Source organism: Streptomyces sp. NBC_00104 (assembly GCF_045160825.1).
In the GTDB taxonomy this organism is placed as follows: Bacteria; Actinomycetota; Actinomycetes; order Streptomycetales; family Streptomycetaceae; genus Streptomyces.
The window spans coordinates 486,337-511,672 of sequence record NZ_CP108215.1; the positions used below are offsets into that span (position 1 = coordinate 486,337).

Below are 25,336 nucleotides of genomic sequence, written 5' to 3' on the forward strand. Positions count from 1 at the left end.
TGGAACGCGGGGAACCGCGCGGTCGGCCCCGCACTCCCCCGCACTCCCCGCGGACGCCCACGGACGCCCACGGACGAAACCCTCACGGCGAACAGGCGTCGGCCCTCAGCCCTCCGATGCCGTCAGGTCCGACGCACGGCGGGCGAGGAGCGAGGCACTGATCTCCCCGGCGCGTACGGCGGTGGTGGACAGCAGTGTCGACGTGAGGCCATGGGTGTGTTCGGTACCGCCCTGGAGGTAGATGTCGGCCGAGACATTGGTCGCGGTCACCACCCGGTGGTCACGGCCGACCCGGAGCGCGTCCTCGTCGTCGCGCAGGCAGAGCTTGCCGATCTCCCCGAGGTTGTCGCCGACGCCCCGCGGCTGATAGCCGGTGGCGTAGACGAGGAGGTCGGAGGAGACGATCTCGCGCTCCCCCGTCGGCAGGAACTCCACGGTCACCTTGACGTCGTCCGTGCCCACCTCCACCTCGCGCAGCCGGGAGACGTTCATCATCCGCAGCCGCTCCCGGCCCTGGACCTGCTCCTGGTACATGGCCCGGGACAGGGACTCGATCAAGTCCATGTCCACGACGGAGTAGTTGGTGCTGCGGTGGTAGTCGAAGAGCGACTGTTTCACCTCGCGGGGCGCGCCGTAGTACAGGTCGACGGCCTCCGGGTCGAAGATCTTGTTGGCGAAGGGGCTGTCGTCGGCGGGGGTGTAGCCGTACTTGGCGAAGACGGAGCAGATCTCGGCCTCGGGGAAGTTGCGGCGGAGGTAGTCCACGGCCTCCGCGGCGCTCTGGCCGGCGCCGAGGACGACCGCGCGGTGCACCGGCCGCCCGGAGCGCCGGACCTGGTCGACGCGGGGCAGCAACTCGCTGTTGTGCCAGACGCGTTCGGACAGGGCGGCGCCGGGCGGGAGGTGCGGTTCCAGGCCGGTGGCCAGGCAGATGCTGCGGGCCCGGCGGACGGTCAGGCGTTCCGGGTCGCCGGGTACGCGGCTGGTGACGTCGAAGTAGCGGATCTCGCCGTCCCGTGTGACGGGGCGTACGGAGACGACTTCGGCGGAGTACTCGACGAGGTGCGCGACGCGGGCGGCGGCCCACTCGAAGTAGTCGTGGAACTCGATGCGCAGCGGGAAGAGGGTCTTGAGGTTGAGGAAGTCGACGAGGCGGCCCCGGTCGCGCAGGTAGCACAGGAAGCTGAAGTCGCTGGTGGGGTCACGCATCGTCACCAGGTCCTTCAGGAAGGACACTTGCATGGTGGCGTCGTCGATGAGCATGCCCCGGTGCCATCCGAACCGGGGTTGTCTTTCCAGGAATCCGACGCGGAGCCCGTCCGCCGGCCCGGAGGCGCCGGAGTGTTCGTGGAGCGCGATGGCGAGTGCGAGATTCGATGGACCGAACCCGATACCCAGTACGTCGTAGATGGAATCCGGCCCGGTCTGCAGCGTCGTCACCGCGTCATCGCCTCCCATAACAGGGGTCATAGAGTTTCCCAAGCTGGAACACAGCCTCCCCCAAGCAGACACATGTTAGATAAGGTTAGCCTTACCTAGCAACGGCTGAGGAGGGCTCATATGCGGGTCGTCATGTTCGGGTACCAGACCTGGGGACACCGAACGCTGCAGGCTCTGCTGGACTCCGGACACGAGGTGGTCCTCGCGGTCACCCATCCGAAGAGCGACCACGCGTACGAGAAGATCTGGAGCGACTCGGTCGCCGATCTCGCCGAACAGCACGGCGTACCGGTGCTGTTGCGCAACCGGCCGGGCGACGACGAACTCCTGCGCGCGCTCAAGGAGGTCGATCCGGATCTCATCGTGGCCAACAACTGGCGCACCTGGCTGCCGCCCGAGATCTTCGACCTGCCGCCGCACGGCACACTGAACATCCACGACTCGCTGCTCCCGGCCTACGCGGGGTTCTCCCCGCTCATCTGGGCGCTCATCAACGGCGAACCGGAGGTCGGGGTCACCGCCCACCGCATGGACGCCGAACTCGACATGGGTGACGTTCTGTTGCAGCGTTCCGTGCGGGTGGGGCCACAGGACACGGCGACGGACCTGTTCCACCGCACGGTCGATCTGATCGGCCCGCTCGTCACCGACTCGCTCGAACTCATCGCGTCCGGCAGGGCCGTGTGGACACCCCAGGACCGCTCCCGGTCGAGTTTCTTCCACAAGCGGTCCCTGGAGGACAGCCGGATCGACTGGACCTGGCCCGCCGAGGACCTGGAACGGTTCGTACGGGCCCAGTCCGACCCGTATCCCAACGCGTTCACCCACCACCGCGGCCAGCGCGTCCGGATCGTCTCGGCCGCCGTGTCCGAGGGGCGTTACGGCGGCACGCCGGGGCGGATCTTCATCCGCGAGGGCGACGGCGTCGTCATCGTCGCCGGCACCGAGGCGCGCTCCGGACGGCTGCCCGGGCTGGTGGTCAGGCGGGTACGGACGGAGGACGGCACGGAGCACGCGGCGACGGACTACTTCCGCACGATGGGCGGTTACCTGACGGCCCGTCCGTGATCCCGCCCCGTGACAGGCCTGTCCATGATCTCGCCCGGTGACGGGCCTGTCCATGATCTCGCCCGGTGACGGGCCACCCGTCCCGTCCGTGCCCCGCACGGATGATTGCCCTTCCGTGACCTCTCACGGGCCCGTCGCCGTCGCGGGCCCGTGAGCCGGGGCACCGTCGGCCGTGTGTCAGCCGGCGGCGCCCGACACGGGCACCGCGTCCGCGTCCGTGCCCTCGTGGTGGCGGCCCATCGGGATGACCATGGGGGTGCGGCTGACGGGGTCCTCGCCGACGACACAGCGCAGTCCGAAGACGTCCTCGACCATCGGGGCGGTGATGACGTCGGCGGGGGCGCCCTCGCCCGCGATGCGCCCCTTCTTCATGGCGATGATGTGGTCGGCGTACCGGCAGGCCTGGTTGAGGTCGTGCAGGACCATGACGACGGTGCGGCCCTGGTGCCGGTTGAGGTCGGTGACCAGGTCGAGGACGTCGATCTGGTGGGCGAGGTCGAGGTACGTCGTCGGCTCGTCCAGCAGCATCACCGGGGTTCCCTGGGCGACGGCCATGGCGATCCAGGCGCGTTGCCGCTGTCCGCCGGAGAGCTCGTCGACGGACCGGTGGGCGAGATCCGTCATGTCGGTGGCCCTGAGCGCCTCGTGCACGGCCTCCTCGTCGCTCTGCGACCACTGCCGCCACCACGTCTGGTGCGGTGAACGCCCGCGCCCCACCAGGTCGATGACGGTCAGCCCCTCGGGCGCGACGGGCGTCTGCGGGAGGATGCCGAGCTGCTGCGCGAGGGTGCGGGTCGGGATGGAGTGCACCGAGCGGCCGTCGAGGTGGACGGTGCCCGCCTTGGGCGTCAGCAGGCGGGCCAGGGCGCGCAACAGGGTGGACTTGCCGCAGGCGTTGGCGCCGACGATCGCGGTGACCCGGCCCGTCGGGACGACCAGGTCGAGATCCTCGACGACGATCCGGTCGTCGTAGGCCAGACGCAGGCCCTCGGCGCGCAGCTCCGGGCCGTCGACGGAACCGCCGGTGCGGTCGACGACACGGCCGACGGCACGGGCGTCGGGGCGGGCGTCGACACGGGCGTCGGCACGGGCGTCGCGCTTCGTGACCGGTTCGTACTTCGATGACACGTCTTCAGCCTCCTGAACCGGCGCGGTTGGCGCGGATGAGCAGCCACAGCAGTACGGGTGCGCCGAGCACCCCGGTGACGACCCCGACCGGGAGTTCCGTGTCCGGGACGATCGAGCGGGCGGCGAGGTCGGACACGAGCACCATCACGGCGCCGGTGAGCCCCGCCGCGACGGGGGGCGGGAACGGGGTGCCTGCCAGGCGCTGGGCGACCTGGGGCGCGGCGAGTGCCACGAAGGCGATGGGACCCGCGGTGGCCGTGCCGAAGGAGACGAGGCCGACGGCTATCAGCAGCACGGCCACCCGGACGATCTGCACGCGGGTGCCGAGGCCCCTGGCCACGTCGTCCCCGAGTTGCAGGACGCGGATCTGCCGGCCGAGCAGGACCGCCAGGGGCACCAGCACGGCCATGGTGACGGCGAGCGGGCCGATCTGTTCCCAGGTGCGGCCGTTGAGGTTGCCGACGAGCCAGCCGAGGGCCGCCTGTGCCTGGAAGCGCTGGCCGCGGGCCATGAGGTAGTCGGTGATGCTGGTGCAGATCCAGGCGATGCCGATGCCGACGAGGACGATGCGGTATCCGGTGGTGCCGCGTTTCCAGGCCAGGACGTACACCAGCAGCCCGGCGAGCAGCGCGCCGAGCAGACCCAGGGCCTGGGTGCTCAGGCCCGCGTCCCAGCCGAGGACGATCCCGGCGACGACCGCCGTGCCGGCGCCCTGCGTGATGCCGATCATGTCGGGGCTGGCCAGCGGGTTGAGGGTGACCGTCTGGAGCAGGGCCCCGGAGATACCGAAGGCGATGCCGACGAGCAGCCCGGCCAGCGCGCGCGGCAGCCGCAGTTCGTGGACGATCAGTTCGGTGCCGGGGTCGCCCGTGCCCACCAGGGCCTTCATCACCTCGGTGAGCGGGAGGTCGATGTCGCCGACGGAGGTCTCCACGGCGAACGCCAGGAAGGCCGCCGCCGCGAGCAGCAGACAGACCGCCAGCAGCCGGGGTCGTACGACACCGGAGACGGGCGGTGCGGGCAGCCGGAAGGCGAGGCGGTCGGCCGTAGGGCGCTTCGGCGTCGGGTCCACGGCGCCCTTCGGGGGCGGCCCGGACGCGAGATCGGTCGTCATCGGCTCACCGCTCCACGGGTTCGGTCGTCATGGGCCCACAGCTCCATGGGGGTCGGTCGTCATGGGCCCACCGCTCCATGGGTTCGGTCGTCATGGGCCCACAGCTCCATGGGTTCGGTCGTCACGGGCCGACGGCGCCACTGCTTCGAAGGCCGCGGATCGGCGATGCCCCGCCGGCCGGCCATGGGCCCGCCGTTCCACGGCTCGGTCGTCAAGGGCCGCGAACCCGACGGCTCGGTCGGCACGGACGGTGGACCCGACGGCTCGGTGATCACAGACCGCGCCCCCGACGGCTCGGTCGGCACGGACCGCGCCCCCGGGAGCTCGGCGTTCACGGGACAGGGACCCCGCTGTTCACCGGCCACGGGTCCGCGCCTCCCCGGTCGAGAAGTCATGGTTCACAGCTCCGCGAGGCGTCGGCGGCGGACCAGCGCGATGAAGAACGGGCCGCCGATGAAGGCCACGAGGATGCCGGCCTGGACCTCGGTGGGGCGGGCGATCAGGCGGCCGGCGATGTCGGCGGCCAGGAGGAGGCAGGGGGCGAGGACGGCGGACAGCGGCAGCAGCCAGCGGTGATCCGGGCCGAGGCCGGCGAGTTGGGCGAGGACGCGGGCGATGTGCGGGACGACCAGGCCGACGAAGACCACGGGCCCGATGACGGCGACCGCTCCCCCGGTGAGCAGGGTGACGGCGACGACGCCCTGGACGCGGACCAGGCCGAGCTTGAGCCCGAGCGACTTCGCGACGTCGTCGCCGAGCGCGAGGCTGTTGAGGGCCGGCGCGCAGGCGAGGGCGAGGACCGCGCCGACGGCCAGGAACGGCAGGACGCGCAGGAGGACCTCCTCGTCCTGATTGGCGAGGGAGCCCGCGTTCCAGAAGCGGTAACGGTTGAGCGCGTCCGGGTCGGTGAGGGCGATGGCACTGGTCAGCGAGAACAGCAGCGAGGTCACGGCCACTCCGGCCAGCGCCAGTTTGACCGGGGTGCTACCGGACCGGCCGAGCCCGCCGAGGAGGTACACCAGGACGCTGGCCACGAACGCGCCGCCGAAGGCGAACCAGATGTACCCGTACACCGAGCCGATGCCGAGCACGCCGACCGACAGGACCACCGCGAAGGCCGCGCCCGCGCTGACACCGAGGATGCCTGGGTCTGCGAGCGGGTTGCGGGTCAGCGCCTGCATCAGCGCGCCCGACAGACCGAGGGCGGCGCCGGTGGCGAGGCCCAGGGCGGTGCGTGGCACGCGCACGGACCAGATGACGTTGTCGATACGGGAGTTGGGGGCGTCACCGAGCAGGGTGTGCCACACCTGGTCGAGGGGGACGCCGAGCGCGCCGAACGCCATCGACAGGGCGCACAGCGTGAGCAGGGCCGCGCCCGAGAGCGTCAACAGCAGTACCGCGCGGGGGCCTTTCGCCGCCCGGACCGTCGAGGTCCCCACGTCTTCAACTTCCTTTGATGAGGCTTACCTTAACTGTAGGGCGAAGGCGGGTTGATCTGTAGGTCTTCCTCCGATTGCCGCCCCGCCCCCGGGGTGACTCTCTTTGAGCACCCTGTGAATTAGGTAACCCTTACCTTAGTATGTCGGCGACCCCGGCCCTGGCCGGGACCCCGACCCGCTGGGGAGGCTCACTGCTGTGTGCGGTTCCGAGGAAGTCCTGGCCCATTGGCGGCGGTTGCTGACACCGCTTCCGCTGGAGATCTCACTGCCCGCCGATCGGCCCCATCCGCCGCAGCCGCTTCCCGAACGGGACACACGCGCGCTGTCGGATGTCCCGGACGCCCCCGACGCCGTACGGCTCGCGGCGTTCGTCGCCCTGCTGCACCGCTACTCCGGGGCGACGGACCTGACCGTGGGCCATGACGGGCTCCCCCTGCGGGTGTCCGTCGAACACGAGCCGACGTTCGCCGAGTTGGTGCGGCGGGTGACGCAGGCGTGGGAGGAGGCGGAGACCCATCGGGTGCCCGTCGGTCTCCTGGTCGAGGAGCTGCGGCCCCGGCCGACGCGCGGCGGCGGACTGTTCTTCAACACGGCGTTCGCCACGGCCGCACGGCCCGCCGGTGAGCCGCCCGCCCCGCTCGACGTGCTGCTGGAGGTGGACGGGGACTCGGCGCGGGTGTCGTACCACCCCGGGCTCTTCGACGGTACGACGATCGAGCGGCTCCTCGGCCACTACCGGACCCTCCTCGCCGACGCCGTGGCCCGGCCCGACACGGCGGTGGCCCGACTGGATCTGATGGGCCCGGAGGAGTACCGGCAGGTCGTCCTCGACTGGAACGACACCGCGCACTCGGTGCCTTCGGACACCTGGCCGGCGATGTTCGCCGAGCAGGTACGGCAGCGCCCGGACGTCGTGGCACTGGTCTTCGAGGACGAGGAACTCACCTACGCCGAGCTGGACGAGCGCGCCAACCGACTGGCGCACGCGCTGATCGCGCGGGGTGCGGGTCCCGAGCGGATCGTCGCCCTCGCCCTGCCGCGTTCCGCCGAGCTGATCGTCGCCGAGGTGGCCGTCCTGAAGTCGGGCGCCGCCTATCTGCCGATCGACCACGACTACCCGGCCGACCGCATCGCGTACATGCTCGGTGACGCGCGGCCCGTCTGCATGGTGACCACCGCGGAGACCGCCCGGGACCTCCCCGACCCGGTCGACGGCGTGACACTCCTGGAGCTCGACTCGGCGGCCACCACCGGCGAGTTGGCGCGGCGGCCGGTCCACGACCCCACCGACACGGACCGCGGGGCGCGCCTCACCGTCCTGAACGCCGCCTACGTGATCTACACCTCGGGCTCCACCGGCCGCCCCAAGGGTGTCGTCCTCGCGCACGGCGGAGTGGCGAAGCTGGTGGCCACGCAGAGCGAGCGGTTCGGCATCGGCCCGCACAGCCGGGTGCTGCAGTTCGCCTCACCGAGCTTCGACGTCGCCTTCTGGGACCTGTGTCTCGGGCTGCTGTCCGGCGGCCGGCTCGTCGTCGTACCGGCCGAGCGACGGGTGCCCGGCGCTCCGCTCGCCGACTACGCGAACGCGCACGGCATCACCTTCATGATCCTGCCGCCCGCGCTGCTCGCCGCCATGCCGGACGACGTCCGACTCCCGCCGAACGCCACGCTGTTGGCGGGTACCGAGCGTGTCTCGCCGGAGCTGGTGGGACGGTATGCGCGCGGGCGGATGATGTTCAACGCCTACGGTCCGACCGAGGCCACCACCAACTCCACGCTCGGGCTGTGCGATCCGGACATCCCGGCCGGGGCGATCGTCCCCATCGGCGTGCCCGACCCGGGGACCCGGGCGTACGTCCTGGACGCGTTCCTGCGGCCCGTGCCCGCCGGGGTCACCGGTGAGCTGTATCTCGGCGGCGCGGGCCTGGCCCGGGGCTATCTCGGGCGTCCGGATCTCACCGCCGAGCGATTCGTCGCCGACCCCTTCGGGGAGCCCGGCGGCCGGCTCTACCGCACCGGTGACCTGGTCCGCCGGCGGTCCGACGGCCGGCTGGAGTTCCTGGGACGCGCCGACGCCCAGGTCAAGATCCGCGGCTTCCGTATCGAGCCGGGCGAGATCGAGTCGGTGCTGCGCGGCCACCCGGCCGTCGAACAGGTCACGGTGGTCGTCCGCGAGGACCGGCCCGGCGACCGCCGCCTCGCCGCCTATGTCGTCCCCGCCCTCGACGCACCGCGGGACGCGGACCCGGACACGCGGGTCGAGGAGTGGAAGGAGCTGCACGAACTCCTCTACGGGGCGGCCGGGGCCGAGGACGCGGACGGCCGGGGCACGGACCGTTCGGGTCTCCGCGAGAACTACGCGGGCTGGAACAGCATGTACGACGGCACACCGATCCCCGTCGAGGAGATGCGCGAGTGGCGGGCGGCGACCGTCGAGCGCATCCGTGAACTCGGCTCGGTCCGGCGGTTGTTGGAGATCGGCGTCGGCAGTGGCCTGATCCTGTCCCGGATCGCGCCCGACTGCGAGGCGTACTGGGGCACCGATCTCTCGGCGGCGGCGGTCGCGGCGCTCCGCGCGCAGGTCGACACCGATCCGGAGCTGGCCGCGAAGGTCGAGCTGCGGACCCAGGCCGCCCACGACACCGACGGGCTCCCGGACGGGTACTTCGACACGGTCGTCATCAACTCGGTCGCCCAGTACTTCCCCAGCGGGGAGTATCTCGTCGACGTACTGCGCCAGGTGTCGGGGCTGCTGGCCCCCGCCGGCCGGATCTTCGTCGGCGACGTCCGCAATCTGCGGCTGCTGCGCACGCTGCGCGCGGCCGTGGAGACTCGTCGGGCGACCGGTGACGAAGGTGAGGGCGAGGACAAGAGCGCGCTGCGGGCGGCCGTCGAGCGGTCGGTGCGCTGGGAGGGCGAACTCCTTCTCGACCCGGACTTCTTCGCCGGCCTGGACGGCTTCGCCTCGGAGATCCGGATCAAGCGGGCCGCGCACCACAACGAGCTGAGCCGGTACCGGTACGACGTCGTGCTGCGCCCGGGCGCCGCGCCGGTCACCCGGGAGTCGGCGGAGGTCGACTGGGCGACGGTCGGTGGTCTCGGCGGTCTGGCGGAACGGCTGGCCGAACGGCCGAGCGCGCTCCGCGTCACCGGTGTGCCCAACGCCCGCCTCGCGGACGACCTGGCGGATCTGCGGCGGCTGGAGGGCAGCAGCCGCGAGGCGGCTCCCGGGACCGATCCGGAGGACGTGCACGTGCTGGCGGCGGAGTACGGCTACCGGGCGGCGCTCACCTGGAACGGGAGCGCCGACGACGGGGCCTTCGACGCCGTGTTCGTCCTCGACGGGCCCTTCGGCCCCCTGTACCGGACGGCCGACACCTATCCGCACGCCAACCGGCCCGCGCCCTTCCGTGACGTCGGCGCGCTGATGCGGACCCTGCGCGGGCACGCCGCCGAGTGGCTGCCCGACCACATGGTCCCCTCGGCGTTCGTCCCGCTGCACGCCCTGCCGGTCACCCCCAGCGGCAAGATCGACGCGAGAGCGCTGCCCGCCCCGGACTACGCGACCATGAGCTCCGGCCGCGCCCCGCGCACCACCCGCGAGAAGCTGCTGTGCGCGCTGTACGCCGAGGTGCTCGGGCTGGACACGGTGACAGCCGAGGACGACTTCCTCGCGCTCGGCGGTGACAGCATCAGCGCGATCCAACTCCTCATCCGGGCACGGGAGTCGGGCCTCAAGCTCACCACCCGTGAGGTGTTCCGGCACCGCACGGTCGAGGCGCTGGCCAAGGCCGCCGTCGAACGCGTCGCCGAGCACACCGCCGACGACCCGCTGGTGGAGGTCGACGAGGCCGAGCTCGCCGAGATCCAGGGCTCGCGCCCGCTGCCGGTCGAGGAGCTGCTCCCGCTCACCCCGCTCCAGCAGGGCTTCTTCTTCCACTCCCTCACCGTCGGCGCCGACGGGGACACGTATGTCGTCCAACAGGTCCTGGACCTCGCCGGGCCGGTCGACGGCCCGGTACTGCGCCGGGCCGCGCAACGCCTGCTGGACCGGCACGCGCCGCTGCGGGCCGCCTTCCGCCAGCGCCCGGACGGCACCCCGGTGCAGATCATCACACGGGACGCCGAACTGCCGTGGCGGGAGGTCGATCTCTCGGCGCGGGACGGGGAGGTGCGGGAAACGCTCGGTGACGCCGTGGCCGCCGAGGAGCGGGCCCGGGGCTTCGACCTGACCGCGCCCCCGCTGCTGCGCTGCGCCCTGGTCCGGCTCGGCGAGGAGCGCAGCCGTCTGATTCTGACGTTCCATCACATCATCGCGGACGGCTGGTCGTTGCCGGTCCTCCACCGCGAACTGATGGCGTACTACGGCACCGACGTTCCCCCGCTTCCCGAAGTCGCCCCCTACCGCGGTTTCCTGCGCCGCTTGGCCGAGCAGGGCGGCGACGCGGCCCGCGACGCCTGGCGTGACGCGCTCGCGGGGCTGGACGAGCCGACGCGGCTGGTCGGTACACCGGCCGACGGAGCGCCCCTACGGCCGGAGCATGTGCGGGTGGAGCTGTCGGAGCGGACCACCGCGCGGCTCGCCGAGCGGGCCCGTGCGTACGGGGTCACCCTCGGCACGGTGGTCCAGGGCGCCTGGGGTCTGCTCCTGGGCAGGCTGACCGGCCGGGACGACGTCGTGTTCGGCACCACGGTCTCCGGGCGCGACGGCGAGGTCGACGGCATCGCCTCCATGGTGGGCCTGTTCATCAACACCCTTCCGACACGCTTCCGTTGGGCGCCGCGCGAGTCCCTCGGGGAGCTGCTCGTCCGTCTGCAGGAGGAGCAGGCACGGCTGCTGGACCACCAGCACCTGGGCCTCGCCGAGATCCAGCGGCTCACCGGGCACGCGGGCTCCGGCGAACTCTTCGACACGCTCGTGGTGTTCGAGAACTACCCCGCCGAGACGGACCTCCGGGACGCCTCGGGCACCGTACGGATCACCGGCGACGCCTTCCACGACGCCGTGCACTATCCCCTCGCCCTCGTCGTCAAGCCCGGCCGCCGGCTCGACCTGCGGCTCAAGCACCACGCGGAGCGCCTCGACGGCGACACCGTCCGCGCCCTCGGCGACCGGCTGGCCCGCGTCCTGGAGGCCGTCGCCGAGGCACCGGACCGCGCGGCCGCCTCCGTCGAACTGCTGTCCCCCGACGAGGCCCTGCACGCCCATCCCACCGGCGAGGAACGCCTCGTACCGGAGTCCACCCTGGCGGAGGGCTTCGCCGCGCAGGTCGCCCGGACGCCGGACGCGACCGCCGTCGTCTTCGAGGGCGAACGGCTGAGCTATGCCGAACTGGACGCCCGCGCGGAGGAGTTGGCCGTACGGCTGCGCGGCCGGGGTGCCGGGCCGGGGGCGTTCGTGGCGGTGGCCGTGCCGCGCTCGGCGGAGCTGATGGTGGCGCTGCTGGGCGTGCTGAAGTCCGGTGCCGCGTATCTGCCGGTGGACCTGGACTACCCGGCCGACCGGGTGGCCCACATGCTCGCCGACTCGGGCGCCACGACGGTGGTCACGCTGTCCGCGACGGCCGACCGGCTGCCCCAGGCGTCCCGACCGTCGCACACGCCCGAGCGGACCGTTCCTTCGCTTCCTTCGGTGCCTTCGGTGCCTTCGGTGCCTTCGGTGCCTTCGGTGCTGCTGCTCGATGCCCCGGACGACGAGCCCGCCAGTGACCCCACCGCCCCCGTCGCCGCACGCCCCGACGACCCCGCGTACCTGATCTACACCTCAGGCTCGACCGGCCTCCCCAAGGGCGTCGTCGTCACCCACCGCGCCGTCGTGAACCGGCTGGCGTGGACGCAGGGCGAGTACGGACTGGGCCCGGACGACCGGGTGCTGCAGAAGACACCGTCCAGCTTCGACGTGTCGGTGTGGGAGTTCTTCTGGCCGCTCCTCGAAGGCGCGACCGTGGTGCTCGCCCGCCCCGACGGCCACCGCGACCCCGTCTACTTGGCCGGGCTCGTCCGCGAACAGGCCGTCACGACCATGCACTTCGTGCCGTCGATGCTGGAGGCCTTCCTCCAGCACGACGAGGTCACCGGCGACCCCACCTGGTCGGCGTCGCTGCGCCGTGTGCTGAGCAGCGGTGAGGCGCTCCCGGTCACCGCCGCGAGCCGCTGGCACGCGCTGACGGGCGTGCCGCTGCACAACCTGTACGGCCCGACCGAGGCGGCCGTCGACGTCACGTACCACCCGTACGCCTCCGGTGAGGACCACGGCGCGTCCGTGCCCATCGGGCGTCCCGTGTGGAACACCGGCCTGCGCGTCCTGGACGCCTGTCTGCGGGCCGTCCCCGACGGCGTCCCCGGCGAGTTGTACCTGACCGGCGTCCAGCTCGCCCGCGGCTACCACGCCCGTGCGGCGCTGACCGCCGAGCGGTTCACCGCCGACCCGTACGGACCGCCCGGCAGCCGGATGTACCGCACCGGTGACCTGGTCCGGCGACGCGCGGACGGGGTGATCGAGTACCTGGGCCGCACGGACCGGCAGGTCAAACTGCGCGGCAACCGGATCGAACTCGGCGAGATCGAGGCCGCGCTCGTACGGCTGCCGGAAGTGGCGCAGGCCGCCGTGACCGTACGGGACGACGCGCTCGTCGCCTATGTGGTGCCGGACGGCGGCGCCGAGGTGAACGGCCTCCGCGAGGCCCTGGCCGGCTCCCTGCCCTCCCCCATGGTTCCCGGCGCCTGGGTGGCCCTCGACGCGCTGCCGCTCACCCCCAGCGGCAAACTGGACCGGGCCGCGCTGCCCGCCCCGCAGGCTGGGCGCGGCACCGTCACCCGGGCCCCGGCGAGTCCCCGCGAGCACCTGCTCGTCGAGATCTTCGCGGCCGTGCTGAAGCTGACGGAGCTCGGTGTCGACGACGACTTCTTCCTGCTCGGCGGTGACAGCATCAGCTCGATCGCCGTCTCCAGCCGGGCCCGCCGCGCGGGCCTGGTGATCGGCCCCCGTGACGTGTTCGAGCACCGCACCCCGGCCGCGCTCGCCGCGGCGGCGCACGTGGAGGAGGCGGCTTCGCAGGACACGCCCGCCGTGTCCGCGTTCACGCCGACCGAGGAGGAGCGGGAGCGGGTCGAGCGGCTCGCCCCCGGCCGGATCGAGGCCGTGTGGCCCCTCGCCCCCCTCCAGGAGGGCCTGTTCTTCCACTCGAACTTCGACGACAGCTCCCTGGACGTCTACACGGTCCACGAGTCCTTCGACTTCGCCGAACGCGTGGACGCCGAGCGGCTGTCGGTGGCCATGCGCACCCTGTTGGACCGCAACCCCAGCCTGCGCGCCGGGTTCACGAGCGAAGGGCTGCGCCAGCCGGTGCAGTTCATCGTGCGGGACGCCGAGGTCCCGCTGACGGAAGTGGATCTGACGGGACTGTCGACGCCCGAACAGGACCGTCGGATGCGGGAGTTGCTGGACGCGTCGCGGTCGCGGCGCTTCGACCTCACCCGCCCCCTCCTCTTCCGGATGCTGCTCGTACGGCTCGGTGAGGAGCGCGGCGACCGGCTGATCGTCGGCCGTCATCTGATCCTGTGGGACGGCTGGTCGGCCTGGCTGTTCCTGGACCAGCTGTTCGCGCTGTACGAGAGCGGAGGGGACCCGGCGGGTCTCGTCCGTCCCGGCTCCTACCGCGACTACCTGACCTGGCTGGAGCGGCAGGACGACACCGAGGCCACCCGCGCGTGGCGGGCGGCCCTGTCCGGTTTCGAGGAGCCCACGCTGCTGGTGCCGGCCGCCTCCGACCGGGGGCGGGAACCGGTGATCCCGGAGCAGCTGGACGCCGTGCTCGACGCGGCGGTCGCCGAGCGGCTGCGCGGCATAGCCCGGGGCCACGGCCTGACCCTCAACACCGTGCTCAACGCGGCCTGGGGCCTGGTCCTGGCCGGCGCCACCGGCCGTACCGACATCGCGTTCGGCACCACGGTCGCCGGGCGGCCCAGCGAGGTTCCGGACGTCGAGAACGTCATCGGCATGTTCCTCAACACCGTGCCCGCGCGCATCACCTTCGACCCGCGTGAGCCGGTCCTCGCCCTGTTGCGCCGCATCCAGGGCGAGCGGCTCGACGTCATGCCGTACGAGTACCTGGGCCTGGGTGTGCTCCAGGCCGACACGGGTCACCGGCGACTGTTCGACACGCTGTTCGTGCTGCGCAACGCCGACACCGACGAGCGGCTCGCCGAGCTGCGCGAGCGGCACGGCGCGACGGCCGTGGCCAACGTGGACGCCACGCACTATCCGGCGAACCTGGTGGTCACGCCGGGCGAACGGGTGCGGGTGACGCTCGCCTACCGGCCCGACCTGCTGGAAGGTGCCTACGCGCAACGCCTGTTGGACCGCTTCGTGCTGCTGGTCGACCGGCTGGTGGCCGACCCGCACGCCGCCGTCGGCTCGCTGGATCCCCTGCTGCCCGCCGAGGCCGCCGCGCTCGCCCACGAGGAGGCCGGGCAGCGGCAGCCCGTGCCGCACGAGACGGTGGCGGACATGCTGGCCGCGCAGGCCGCCCGCACCCCGGACGCGACCGCTCTCGTCTTCGGCGCACAGACCCTGACGTACGCCGAACTCGACGCGCGCTGCGACCGCATGGCACGGCTGCTGATCGCGCGGGGTGCCGGGCCCGAGAGGGTCGTCGCGCTCGGGCTGCCACGCTCGATCGACATGGTGGTGGCACTGTTCGCGGTCCTGCGCACGGGGTCGGCGTATCTGCCGCTGGAGCTGGACCACCCGGCCGAGCGGCTGTCGCTGATGCTGGCCGACGCCCGCCCGCTGCTCCTGCTGTCCACGCAGGGCGTGTCGCGGACGCTGACGGGCGACACGCCGCGCGTGTTGCTCGACGACCCGGCGGTGGCGGCCGAGCTGGCGGACCTCCCGGCCGGCCCGGTGTCGGTGTCCTTCAGCCTGGACCACCCCGCCTACGTCATCTACACCTCGGGTTCGACGGGACGCCCCAAGGGTGTCGTCACGCCCTACGTCGGCCTGACGAACATGCAGCTCAACCACCAGAAGGAGATCTTCGCGCCGGCGATCGCATCGGCGGGCGGGCGGCGGCTGCGGATCGCGCACACCGTGTCGTTCGCGTTCGACATGTCCTGGGAGGAGCTGCTGTGGCTCGTCGAGGGACATGAGGTGCACGTCTGCGACGAGGAGTTGCGGCGGGACGCCACCGCACTGGTGGCGTACTGCGAGGAACACCGCGTCGACGTCGTCAACGTGACGCCGACCTACGCCCATCTCCTCATCGAGGAGGGCCTGTTGGAGGGGCACCGGCCGCCGCTGGTGCTGCTCGGCGGGGAGGCCGTCACCGAGACGGTGTGGAACACGCTGCGGGACACCGAGGGGACGTACGGCTACAACCTGTACGGCCCGACCGAGTACACGATCAACACGCTCGGCGGTGGTACGGAGGACAGCGCGACCCCGACCGTGGGGCGCCCGATCCGCGCCACCCGGGCCCGCGTCCTCGACACCTGGATGCGGCCGGTGCCGGACGCTGTGGCGGGTGAGCTGTACATCGCGGGTGTGGGTCTGGCGCGCGGCTATCTCGACCGGCCGGGCCTGACCGCCGAGCGGTTCGTGGCCGACCCGTACGGGCGGCCGGGCGAGCGTATGTACCGCACCGGTGACCTGGTACGACGCCGTCCGGACGGCAACCTGGACTTCCTCGGCCGTACCGACGACCAGGTCAAGATCCGGGGCTACCGGGTGGAGCTGGGCGAGATCGAGACCGCGCTGGCGCAGCACCCCGAGGTGTCCCAGGCCGCCGTGATCGCCCGCGACGACACCTCCGCGCCGGGTACGAAGCGGCTCGTGGGGTACGTCGTCCCGGCCGAACCCGACGCGCGTGCGCGGGAGTCGGCCGAGCGGGAGCAGATCGGCGAGTGGCAGGAGATCTACTCGGCCGAGTACACCGAGATCGGCACCGCCCTGTTCACGGAGGACTTCGCGGGCTGGGACAGCTCCTACGACGGCACGCCGATCCCGGTCGCGCACATGCGGGAGTGGCGTGAGGCCACCGTGGCCCGTATCCGTGAGCTGCGGCCCCGGCGCGTCCTGGAGATCGGCGTCGGCTCGGGCCTGCTGCTGTCCAGGCTGGCCCCGGACGCCGAGGCGTACTGGGCGACCGACTTCGCCGCGCCCGTGATCCGCAAGCTCGGCGAGGGCATCAGGACCGACCCCGAACTGGGCGGCAAGGTCGAACTCCGGTGCCAGGCAGCCGAGGTGACCGACGGCCTGCCCACCGGTTTCTTCGACACGGTCGTCATCAACTCCGTCGTCCAGTACTTCCCGAGCCTGGACCACCTCCATCAGGTGATCCGCGGCGCGCTGGGTCTGCTCGCGCCCGGCGGGGCCCTGTTCCTCGGTGACGTCCGCGACCTGCGCCAGGCCCGCGTCTTCCAGGCGGGCATCCAGGCCGCCCGCGCCGACGCGGACACGGAACCCGAGACCGTGCGCCGCGCCGTGGAGCGTGGCCTCGCCCTGGAGAAGGAACTCCTCGTCGACCCGGACTGGTTCACCACTCTCGGCGTCGGCGTCGACCTGCGCACCAAGGCGGGCCGCCACCACAACGAGCTGACCCGCTACCGGTACGACGTGGTGCTGTACGAGGGCGATCCGGTGCTCTCCCTGGACGGCGTCCCGACCGTCGACTGGACCGGGCGGGACGCGCTTGTGGCCCGTCTCGACGGCACCGGATCCCTTCGGATGCGGGGCGTCCCGGACGCCCGCACGGCCGGTGACCTGGCCGGTCTGCGGGCCCTGGAGACCGGCCGGCCGTCACCCGTCGCCGCGACGGGCGTGGAACCGGAGGATCTGCGGGAGGCGGCCGAGGCACGGGGCTACCGGCTGCTCACCACCTGGTCCGACGAACCCGGCCGCTACGACGCGGTGTTCGTCCCCGGCACCCGGGCCTCCGGCACGGAGGTTCCGCACACGGCCGGCCTGTACCGGCCGCGCGCCGACCGGGGCGACGTCCCGTTCGCCAACACCCCGGCCGCCGGGCGCGGGCACACCGCGCTCATCAGGCGGCTCCGCGACGACCTCGGGCAGCGGCTGCCCGGCTACATGGTGCCCGGCTCCTTCGTGGTCCTGCCCGGGCTGCCGATGAACGACAACGGCAAGCTCGACGTGCGCGCTCTGCCGGACGCCGAGCCGGCGGTCGCCCTGTCGGCCGGTCGCGGCCCGCGCACCCCCGTCGAGGAGGTGCTGTGCCGGCTCTTCGCCGAGGTGCTGGGGCTGCCCCGCACCGGCGCCGAGGACAACTTCTTCGACCTGGGCGGCCATTCGCTGCTCGCGACCCGGCTGATCAGCCGGGCCCGCACCGAACTGGGCGCCGAGCTGGCCATCCGTGACCTGTTCGAGGCGCCCACCCCGGAGGCCCTGGCCCTGCGGGCGGAAGCGGGCAGACCTGCGCGTCCCCCGCTGCGGCCGGTGCCCGAGCGGCCCGAGCGGATCCCGCTGTCGGCGGCTCAGCGGCGGCTGTGGCTGGTGGAACGCCTCACCGGCGGGGGTGTGGCCTACAACTTCCCCCTCGTCTTCCGACCGCGCGGCGAACTCGACCTCGCCGCGTTGCGGGCAGCGCTGGGTGATGTGACGGACCGTCACGAGGCGCTGCGCACCCGATTCTCGGAGGAGGGCGGCGAGCCGTACCAGTGGATCGTGCCGCCGGGCGCGGCCGAGCCCTACTTCCGGGTGTCCGAGGTGAGCGAGGACGAGCTCGCGGCCCGGATCGAGTCGGCCCAGCGGCGTCCGTTCGACCTGAGCACCGAACTCCCCGTCCGTGCCGAGGTGTTGCGGCTGGGGCCCGGTGACCTGGTCGTGGCGCTGGTACTGCACCACATCACCACCGACGAGTGGTCGGACCGGCCGTTCCTCGGTGATCTCACCACCGCGTACCGGGCCCGTACCGAGGGCCGTGCACCGGAGTGGACGCCGCTGCCGGTCCAGTACGCCGACTACACCCTGTGGCAGGACACGCTGCTCGGCGAGGTCGGCGAGGCGCAGCGCGCCCACTGGACCGAGGCCCTGCGAGGGCTGCCGGAAGAGCTGTCCCTGCCTCTCGACCGGCCCCGTCCTGCGGAGCCCACCGGCCGGGGCGGCAAGGTCCGTCTGGATCTCTCCCCCGCCACGGCCCGGGCCCTGCGCGCACTGTCCGGCGCCACCAACACCAGCATGTTCATGCTGTTCCAGGCGGCCACGGCGGCACTGCTGCACCGGCTCGGCGCCGGGGACGACATCCCGCTGGGGGCGCCCATCGCGGGACGTACGGACGACGCGCTGGACGACCTGGTCGGGTTCTTCGTGAACACGCTGGTGCTGCGCACCGACCTGTCGAGCGGGGAGAGCGGCCTGACGTTCACGCAACTCCTCGGCCGGGTCCGGGAGTCGGCCCTGGAGGCGTTCGGGAACCAGGATCTCCCCTTCGACCACGTCGTCGAGGCCGTGAACCCGCCCCGGGTCACCGGCCGCAACCCGCTCTTCCAGGTCATGCTCGGCTACCACTACCGGCCCGACGGCGACCCCGAGGTGCTCGGCATGCCCACCGAGTGGTTCGACATGGACACGGGCATGGCCAAGTTCGACCTCCACTTCACCTTCGTCGACGAGGCGCGCCGGGACCGTCTCACGCTGCTCCTGGAGTACGCGCTCGACCTGTACGACGAGGCGACGGCCCGGCGGCTCGGCAGGCTGCTGGCGCGGCTCCTGGACCAGGTGGCCGCCGAACCCGACGTCCCCGTACGGGAGCTGGAGGTCCTGGAGCAGGCCGAGCGGGAGTCGGTGCTCGTCCGGTGGAACGACACCGGGCACGACGTACCCGCGACGACCCTGCCGGAGCTGTTCCGCGCGCAGGTGGCGCGGACGCCGGACGCTCTCGCCCTCGTCGACGGCGAACAGCGCTTGACCTACGCGGAGTTGGACGCACGGGTCGAGCGGACGGCTCGGGTCCTGGCCGGGATGGGGGTGGGCCCGGAGCGCACGGTGGCGGTGGCGGCGCCGCGTTCGGCGGATCTGGTCGTGGCCCTGCTGGCGGTGCACCGGGCGGGCGGCGCCTATCTGCCGCTGGACGCCGATCAGCCCCGGGAGCGGATCGCGCTCATGCTGGAGGAGGCCCGGCCGGTGTGCGTCGTCGAGGACACGCTGCCCCAGGGCCCGGAGGGTGAACTGCCCACGGCATACGACCCGTCGAGCCCCGCCCATGTGATCTACACCTCCGGCTCGACCGGCCGCCCCAAGGGAGTGGTCGTGCCGCACGAGGGCATCGTGAACCGGTTGCTGTGGATGCAGGACGCGTACGGGCTGGGCCCCGACGACCGGGTGCTGCAGAAGACCCCGTCCGGGTTCGACGTGTCGGTGTGGGAGTTCTTCTGGCCGCTGATCACCGGGGCCGCCCTGGTGGTCGCCCGGCCGGAGGGCCACAAGGACCCGGCGTATCTGGCGGAGCTGATCCGCGCGCAGGGCGTCACGACCACGCACTTCGTGCCGTCGATGCTCCAGGTGTTCCTGGAGGAGCCCGCCGCCGCGCGGTGCACGAGTCTGCGCCGGGTGATGTGCAGCGGTGAGGCGCTGCCGTCGCCGGTGGCCGCACGCTTCCACGAGGTGCTGTCGGCCGAGCTGCACAACCTGTACGGGCCGACGGAGGCCTCGGTCGACGTCACGGCCGGCCAGGTGGTGCCGGGCGCCGACCGGGTGGTGATCGGGCGTCCCGTGTGGAACACCCGTGCCTATGTCCTGGACGCGACGCTGCGTCCGGTGCCGCCGGGTGTGGCGGGTGAGCTGTATCTGGCGGGCGTCCAGCTCGCGCGTGGCTATCTCGACCGGCCGGGTCTCACGGCCGAGCGGTTCGTCGCGGACCCGTACGGCGGCCCGGGGGCCCGGATGTATCGCACGGGCGACCTGGCCCGGTGGCTGGCCGACGGCACGCTCGACTTCCTGGGCCGCACCGACCACCAGGTCAAGATCCGTGGGGTGCGCGTCGAGCCCGGTGAGATCGAGGCCGTGCTCGCCCGGCACGGGTCGGTGGCCCACGCGGTCGTCGTCCCGCACGAGCAGCGGCTCGTCGCCTACGTCGTCCCCGCCGCCGGAGCGGTCGCCGACCCGGACGTCCTGCGGGGTCACACCGCCGCCTCCCTGCCCGAGCACATGGTTCCCGCGGCCGTCGTCGTCCTCGACAGGCTGCCGTTGACGCCGAACGGCAAGCTGGACCGCCGGGCGCTGCCCGCGCCCGACTTCGCGGCGGGCGGTGGCACGGGCGGCCGGGCACGTGATCCGCGGGAGGAGATCCTGTGCGGTCTGTTCGCGGACGTCCTGGGTGTGGACCGGGTCGGCGTGGACGACGACTTCTTCGCCCTGGGCGGCCATTCGCTGCTCGCGATGCGACTGGTCGCCAAGGTCCGGTCGGCGTTCGGCGCCGAGGTGTCGCTGCGTACGGTCTTCGACGCGCCGACGGTGGCCGGTCTCGCGCGACACCTGGCGGAGGGCTCCCCGGCCGAGGTCCACGACCGGCCGACGCTCGGCACGCGGACGAGGCCCGAGCGGCTGCCGCTGTCGTCCGCGCAGCAGCGCCTGTGGGTGCTGTACCAGGTGGAGGGCCCGAGCGCGACGTACAACATCCCCTCGGCCTGGCGGCTGAGCGGGGAGCTGGACGTCGAGGCGCTGCGGGCGGCCGTGCACGATGTGGTCGTACGGCACGAGACGCTGCGCACGGTCTTCCCCGACGAGGAGGGACGGGCCTTCCAGCGGGTGCTGGACGCGGCCGAGATACGCGTCCCGTTCGAGGTGGAGGAGACCGACGCCGAGCGGCTCCCCGGGCGGCTGGCCCTGGCGGGCGCGTACGGCTTCGCGCTGGACCGGGAACCGCCGTTGCGCGTCCATGTGTTCCGCACGGGCCGGGAGGAATGGACACTGCTGCTCCTGCTGCACCACATCGCCGGTGACGAGTGGTCCCAGGGGCCGCTGCACGGTGACCTGGCGGTGGCCTACGCGGCCCGTGCGGCCGGGCGGGCGCCCGAGTGGGAGCCGTTGCCGGTCCAGTACGCCGACTACACGCTGTGGCAGCGGGACGTCCTCGGTGACGAGAAGGACCCCTCGAGCCTGGCGGCACGTCAGGTCACCTACTGGCGCCGGGCGTTGGCCGGGCTGCCGGAGGAGCTGGCGCTGCCCGTGGACCGGCCGCGTCCGCTGGAGTCGACCTATCGGGGCGGCGCCGCCGATCTGTCGCTCGACGCCGAACTCGCCGCGGACCTGCACCGGTTGGCGCGTGACCACGGCGTCAGTGTGTTCATGGTGATGCAGGCCGCCGTGGCGACCCTGCTCACCCGGCTCGGTGCCGGACACGACATCCCGATCGGCAGCCCGATCTCCGGGCGGACGGACGCGGCACTGGAGGACCTGGTCGGGTTCTTCCTCAACACGCTGGTGCTGCGGACGGACACGTCCGGCGAGCCGACGTTCCGGGAGCTGCTGGCCCGGGTGCGGGAGGCCGATCTGGGTGCCTTCGACCACCAGGACGTGCCGTTCGAACGGCTGGTGGAGGTCCTCAACCCGGCCCGCTCCCTGGCCCGGCACCCGCTGTTCCAGGTGATGGTGGTGTATCTGGCGGCCGGCGACGAGGACACCGGACTTCCCGGTCTGCGGGCCCACCGGGACGACGTCGTCAACACCACCGCGAAGTTCGACCTGTCCTTCGACTTCGTGGAGCGCGGCGACGGCGGCGTCGACGGTGTGCTGGAGTACAGCGCCGACCTGTTCGACCACGCGACCGCGCAGTCCTTCGCCGACCGGCTCCGGCGGGTCCTGCGGGCCGTCGTCGCCGACGCTGACCTGACCCTCGGACGTATCGGCATCCTCGACGCGGACGAACTCCGGCTGCTGTCCGACGGATGGCAAAGCCGGCCGCCCGTCGCCGGCCCGACCACCGTGCCCGCGCTCTTCGAGGAGCGGGTGCGGCTCCACCCCGACCTGCCCGCCGTGGCCTCAGACGGCATCGAGCTGGCCTTCGCCGAGCTCAACGCCGAGGCCAACCGCCTGGCCCGTCTCCTGGTCGAACGCGGTGCCGGGCCCGAACGGTTCGTGGCCCTGGCGCTGCCGCGCACCGCACGGTTCCTGGTCGCCGTACTGGCCGTGCACAAGGCGGGCGCGGCCTACCTGCCGCTCGACCCCGACGCGCCGGCGGACCGTACGGCGGACGTCCTCGACGACGCCCGGCCGGTACTGACCCTGACCACCCGGGAACTCCGCGGCACCCTGCCGCCGGACGCCGTCCCCTTGGTGCTCGACGACCCCGCCACCGCCGACCGGATCGCGGCCGGGGAGGCCACCGACCTCACCGACGCCGACCGGACCGCGGACCTGACGCCTCGCCACCCGGCGTACGTCATCTACACCTCCGGCTCCACCGGCCGCCCCAAGGGTGTGGTGATCACCCACGAGACCCTCGGCAACCTCTTCCACAGCCATCGCGAGACGCTCTACGCACCGGCGATCGAGACGGCGGGACGCCGGCATCTGCGGGCGGGGCACGCCTGGTCGTTCTTCTTCGACGCCTCCTGGCAGCCCCAGCTGTGGCTGCTGGACGGGCACTGTGTGCACATCGTGTCCGAGGAGGTGCGACGCGACCCCGAACTGCTCGCCCGGGCCGTGGTCGAGCACGGTTTCGACTTCCTGGAGGTCACCCCGTCGTTCTTCGCGCAGATGGCCGACAGTGGTCTGCTGGACGGCGACGACTGCCCTCTCGCGGTGGTCGGCGTGGGCGGCGAGGCCGTTCCGGTCGCGCTGTGGCGGCGACTGGCCGCGCTGCGCGGCACCGAGGCGTTCAACCTATATGGCCCGACCGAGTCGACCGTGGACGCCCTGGTGGGACGTGTCGGGGACAGCGAACGCCCGCTCGTGGGACGGCCGGTGGCCGGCACCCGGGCCTACGTCCTCGACAACCTCCTCCAGCCCGTGCCGCCCGGCGTCACCGGTGAGCTCTACCTGGCCGGGGGTGGTCTCGCCCGTGGGTATCTGGGCTCCCCCGGGCTGACGGCCGAGCGGTTCGTGGCCGACCCGTTCGGGGAGCCCGGCTCGCGGCTGTACCGGACCGGCGACCTGGCCCGTTGGACCGCTGACGGACGGCTGGACTACCTCGGCCGGGCCGACGACCAGGTCAAGATCCGTGGCTTCCGGATCGAGCCGGCGGAGATCGAGTCCGCGCTCGCCACCCATCCGGACGTCGGACAAGCGCTGGTGACGGTACGTCAAGAGGGCCCGCGCAAGCTGCTCGTCGCCTACGTCATCCCGTCGTCGGCGGGCTCCGCTCCCGACCCGGCGGCGCTGCGCGCCCATGTCGCCGCCCGGCTCCCCGACCACATGGTCCCGGCGGCCGTGCTGGCCCTGGACCGGTTCCCGGAGCTGGCGAACGGCAAGCTCGACCGGGCCGCGCTGCCCGCGCCCGACTTCTCCGCCCTGTCGTCGGGCCGCGCGCCCTCCACCGAGGTGGAGCGGACGCTCTGCGAGGTCTTCGCGGACGTGCTCGGGCTCGAACAGGTCGGTGTGGACGACGACTTCTTCGCCCTCGGCGGCGACAGCATCGTCGCGATGCAGCTCGTGGGCCGGGCGCGGGCCGCGGGCGTGCGCATCACTCCGCGGCTGGTGTTCCGCCATCGTACGGTGGCGGCGCTGGGCGCCGTCGCCGAGCCGGTCGACACGGCCGCCCGGCGCCCCGAGGACGACGGCACCGGCGTCGTGCCCCTCACCCCGGTCATGCACTGGCTGCGCGAACTGGGCGGCTCCTTCGCCTCGTACCACCAGTCGGCGCTCGTCCGCACCCCCGCCGAACTGGACCTGCCCGGCCTGACCGCCGTCCTCCAGGCCCTCGCCGACCGGCACGACCTGCTGCGGGCGACCCTCGTGCGGCCGTCGCCCGAGGCCACCGACGGCTGGTCGCTGCACGTGCCGGCCGTCGGGGCGGTCGAGGCCGCCGGGTGGATCGACCGGGTGGACGTGGCCGGTCTCGACGCGGCGGCTCTCGGCGAGGTCGTGGCCGAGCGGGCACGCGCGGCCCGGGCGCTCCTCGCTCCCGACGCGGGGGTGATGGTCAGGGCCGTGTGGTTCGACGCGGGCGACGCGCCCGGGCGGCTGCTGCTGATGGCCCACCACCTGGTCGTGGACGGCGTGTCGTGGCGTGTGCTGCTGCCGGACCTGGCCGCCGCGTGGCGGGACGTCCTTGCCGGGCGGCCGGTGCGTCTCGACCCGGTCGAGACGTCGTTCGCGAGCTGGTCGCGGCTGCTCACCGAGCGGGCGCAGGGACCGGACCGCGAGGCCGAACTCCCCCTCTGGGCCGGGATCCTGGAGGGTGGCTCCGAGCCCTTCCCGCTGCTGCGGGAGCCCGACCCGGACCGCGACACCACCACGACCCGGCGCGAGGTGGTCCTCCGGATGCCCGCCGAGCACACCGGTCCGCTGCTGTCGGCCGTGCCGGCGGCGTTCGGGGCCGGCGTCAACGACGTGCTGCTGGCCGGCCTCGGTCTCGCCTTCGCGGACCGGAGGCGACGGGACGGCGGTGCGGACAGCTCGGTCCTCGTCGACCTCGAAGGGCACGGCCGGGAGGAGGAGTTGGGGGGCGACGGCGTCGATCTGTCCCGTACGGTCGGCTGGTTCACCAGCGTCTTCCCGGTACGGCTCGATCCCGGGCCGGCCGACCCGGCCGAGGCCTTCGCGGGCGGCCGGGCGGCGGCCGAGGCCGTACGACTGGTACGGGAGCATCTGGCGGCGCTGCCCGCGAACGGGGTCGGGTACGGACTGCTGCGGCACCTCAACCCCCGTACGCGCGAGGTGCTGGCGGCCCACGAGCCGGCGCGTGTGGAGTTCAACTACCTGGGCCGGTTCGGCATCCCGGAGGAGACGGACTGGTCGTACGCACCTGAGGAGGACGCGGCGGACATCGGGCCGGAGGGCTCGATGCGGGAGGGGCACGCGCTGGAGATCAACGTGGTGACCGAGGACCGGGCGGACGGGCCGGTGCTGGCCGCGCACTGGTCGTACCTGGAAGGACTGGTGCCGCGCGAGACGGTCCAGGATCTCGCCGAGACCTGGTTCCGGGCCCTGCGAGGGCTGCTCGCGTGGGCGGAGCGGAATCCGAAGTGAGGA

At 72.7% G+C, this 25,336-nt stretch carries 6 protein-coding genes; 2 read left to right on the forward strand and 4 right to left on the reverse strand.

The features are described 5' to 3' along the window. Window positions 1–105: 105 nt before the first annotated feature. Window positions 106–1,458 (reverse strand): SidA/IucD/PvdA family monooxygenase, encoded by a 1,353-nt coding sequence (locus OG272_RS02020; RefSeq protein WP_327731766.1) that lies wholly within the window; start codon window positions 1,456–1,458, stop codon window positions 106–108. A gap of 102 nt (window positions 1,459–1,560) precedes the next feature. On the opposite strand from OG272_RS02020, the gene OG272_RS02025 reads away from it, so the two are divergent. Next, entirely contained in the window at window positions 1,561–2,508 is a 948-nt protein-coding gene (locus tag OG272_RS02025) for a methionyl-tRNA formyltransferase (protein WP_327731765.1), read from the forward strand. Between the two features lie 177 nt (window positions 2,509–2,685). Here the strand turns inward: OG272_RS02025 and OG272_RS02030 are convergent, their stop codons facing one another. The 3 genes from OG272_RS02030 to OG272_RS02040 form a co-directional block, all read right to left on the reverse strand. Beyond that, a complete protein-coding gene (locus OG272_RS02030; protein ID WP_326585975.1) occupies window positions 2,686–3,507 on the reverse strand; it encodes an ABC transporter ATP-binding protein in 822 nt (273 codons plus the stop codon). 133 nt (window positions 3,508–3,640) lie between these two features. Continuing rightward, on the reverse strand, window positions 3,641–4,750 hold the full coding sequence (locus OG272_RS02035; protein ID WP_405892311.1) for a FecCD family ABC transporter permease: 1,110 nt from the start codon (window positions 4,748–4,750) through the stop codon (window positions 3,641–3,643). Window positions 4,751–5,148: 398 nt separating this feature from the next. Beyond that, window positions 5,149–6,189: an iron chelate uptake ABC transporter family permease subunit gene (locus tag OG272_RS02040; protein WP_326585298.1), complete on the reverse strand. Its 1,041-nt coding sequence runs from the start codon at window positions 6,187–6,189 to the stop codon at window positions 5,149–5,151. Window positions 6,190–6,385: 196 nt separating this feature from the next. On the opposite strand from OG272_RS02040, the gene OG272_RS02045 reads away from it, so the two are divergent. After that, the gene (locus OG272_RS02045) at window positions 6,386–25,333 is read left to right on the forward strand and encodes an amino acid adenylation domain-containing protein (RefSeq protein ID WP_405892314.1); all 18,948 of its coding nucleotides are present in this window, start codon (window positions 6,386–6,388) and stop codon (window positions 25,331–25,333) included. The last annotated feature ends 3 nt before the right edge of the window (window positions 25,334–25,336 follow it).

Excerpts from the sequence above, each read along its gene's own strand:
- OG272_RS02025 (WP_327731765.1), top strand. The coding sequence starts at position 1,561 with ATGCGGGTCGTCATGTTCGGGTACCAGACCTGGGGACACCGAACGCTG.
- OG272_RS02020 (WP_327731766.1), bottom strand. The coding sequence starts at position 1,458 with ATGGGAGGCGATGACGCGGTGACGACGCTGCAGACCGGGCCGGATTCC.
- OG272_RS02035 (WP_405892311.1), bottom strand. The coding sequence starts at position 4,750 with ATGACGACCGATCTCGCGTCCGGGCCGCCCCCGAAGGGCGCCGTGGAC.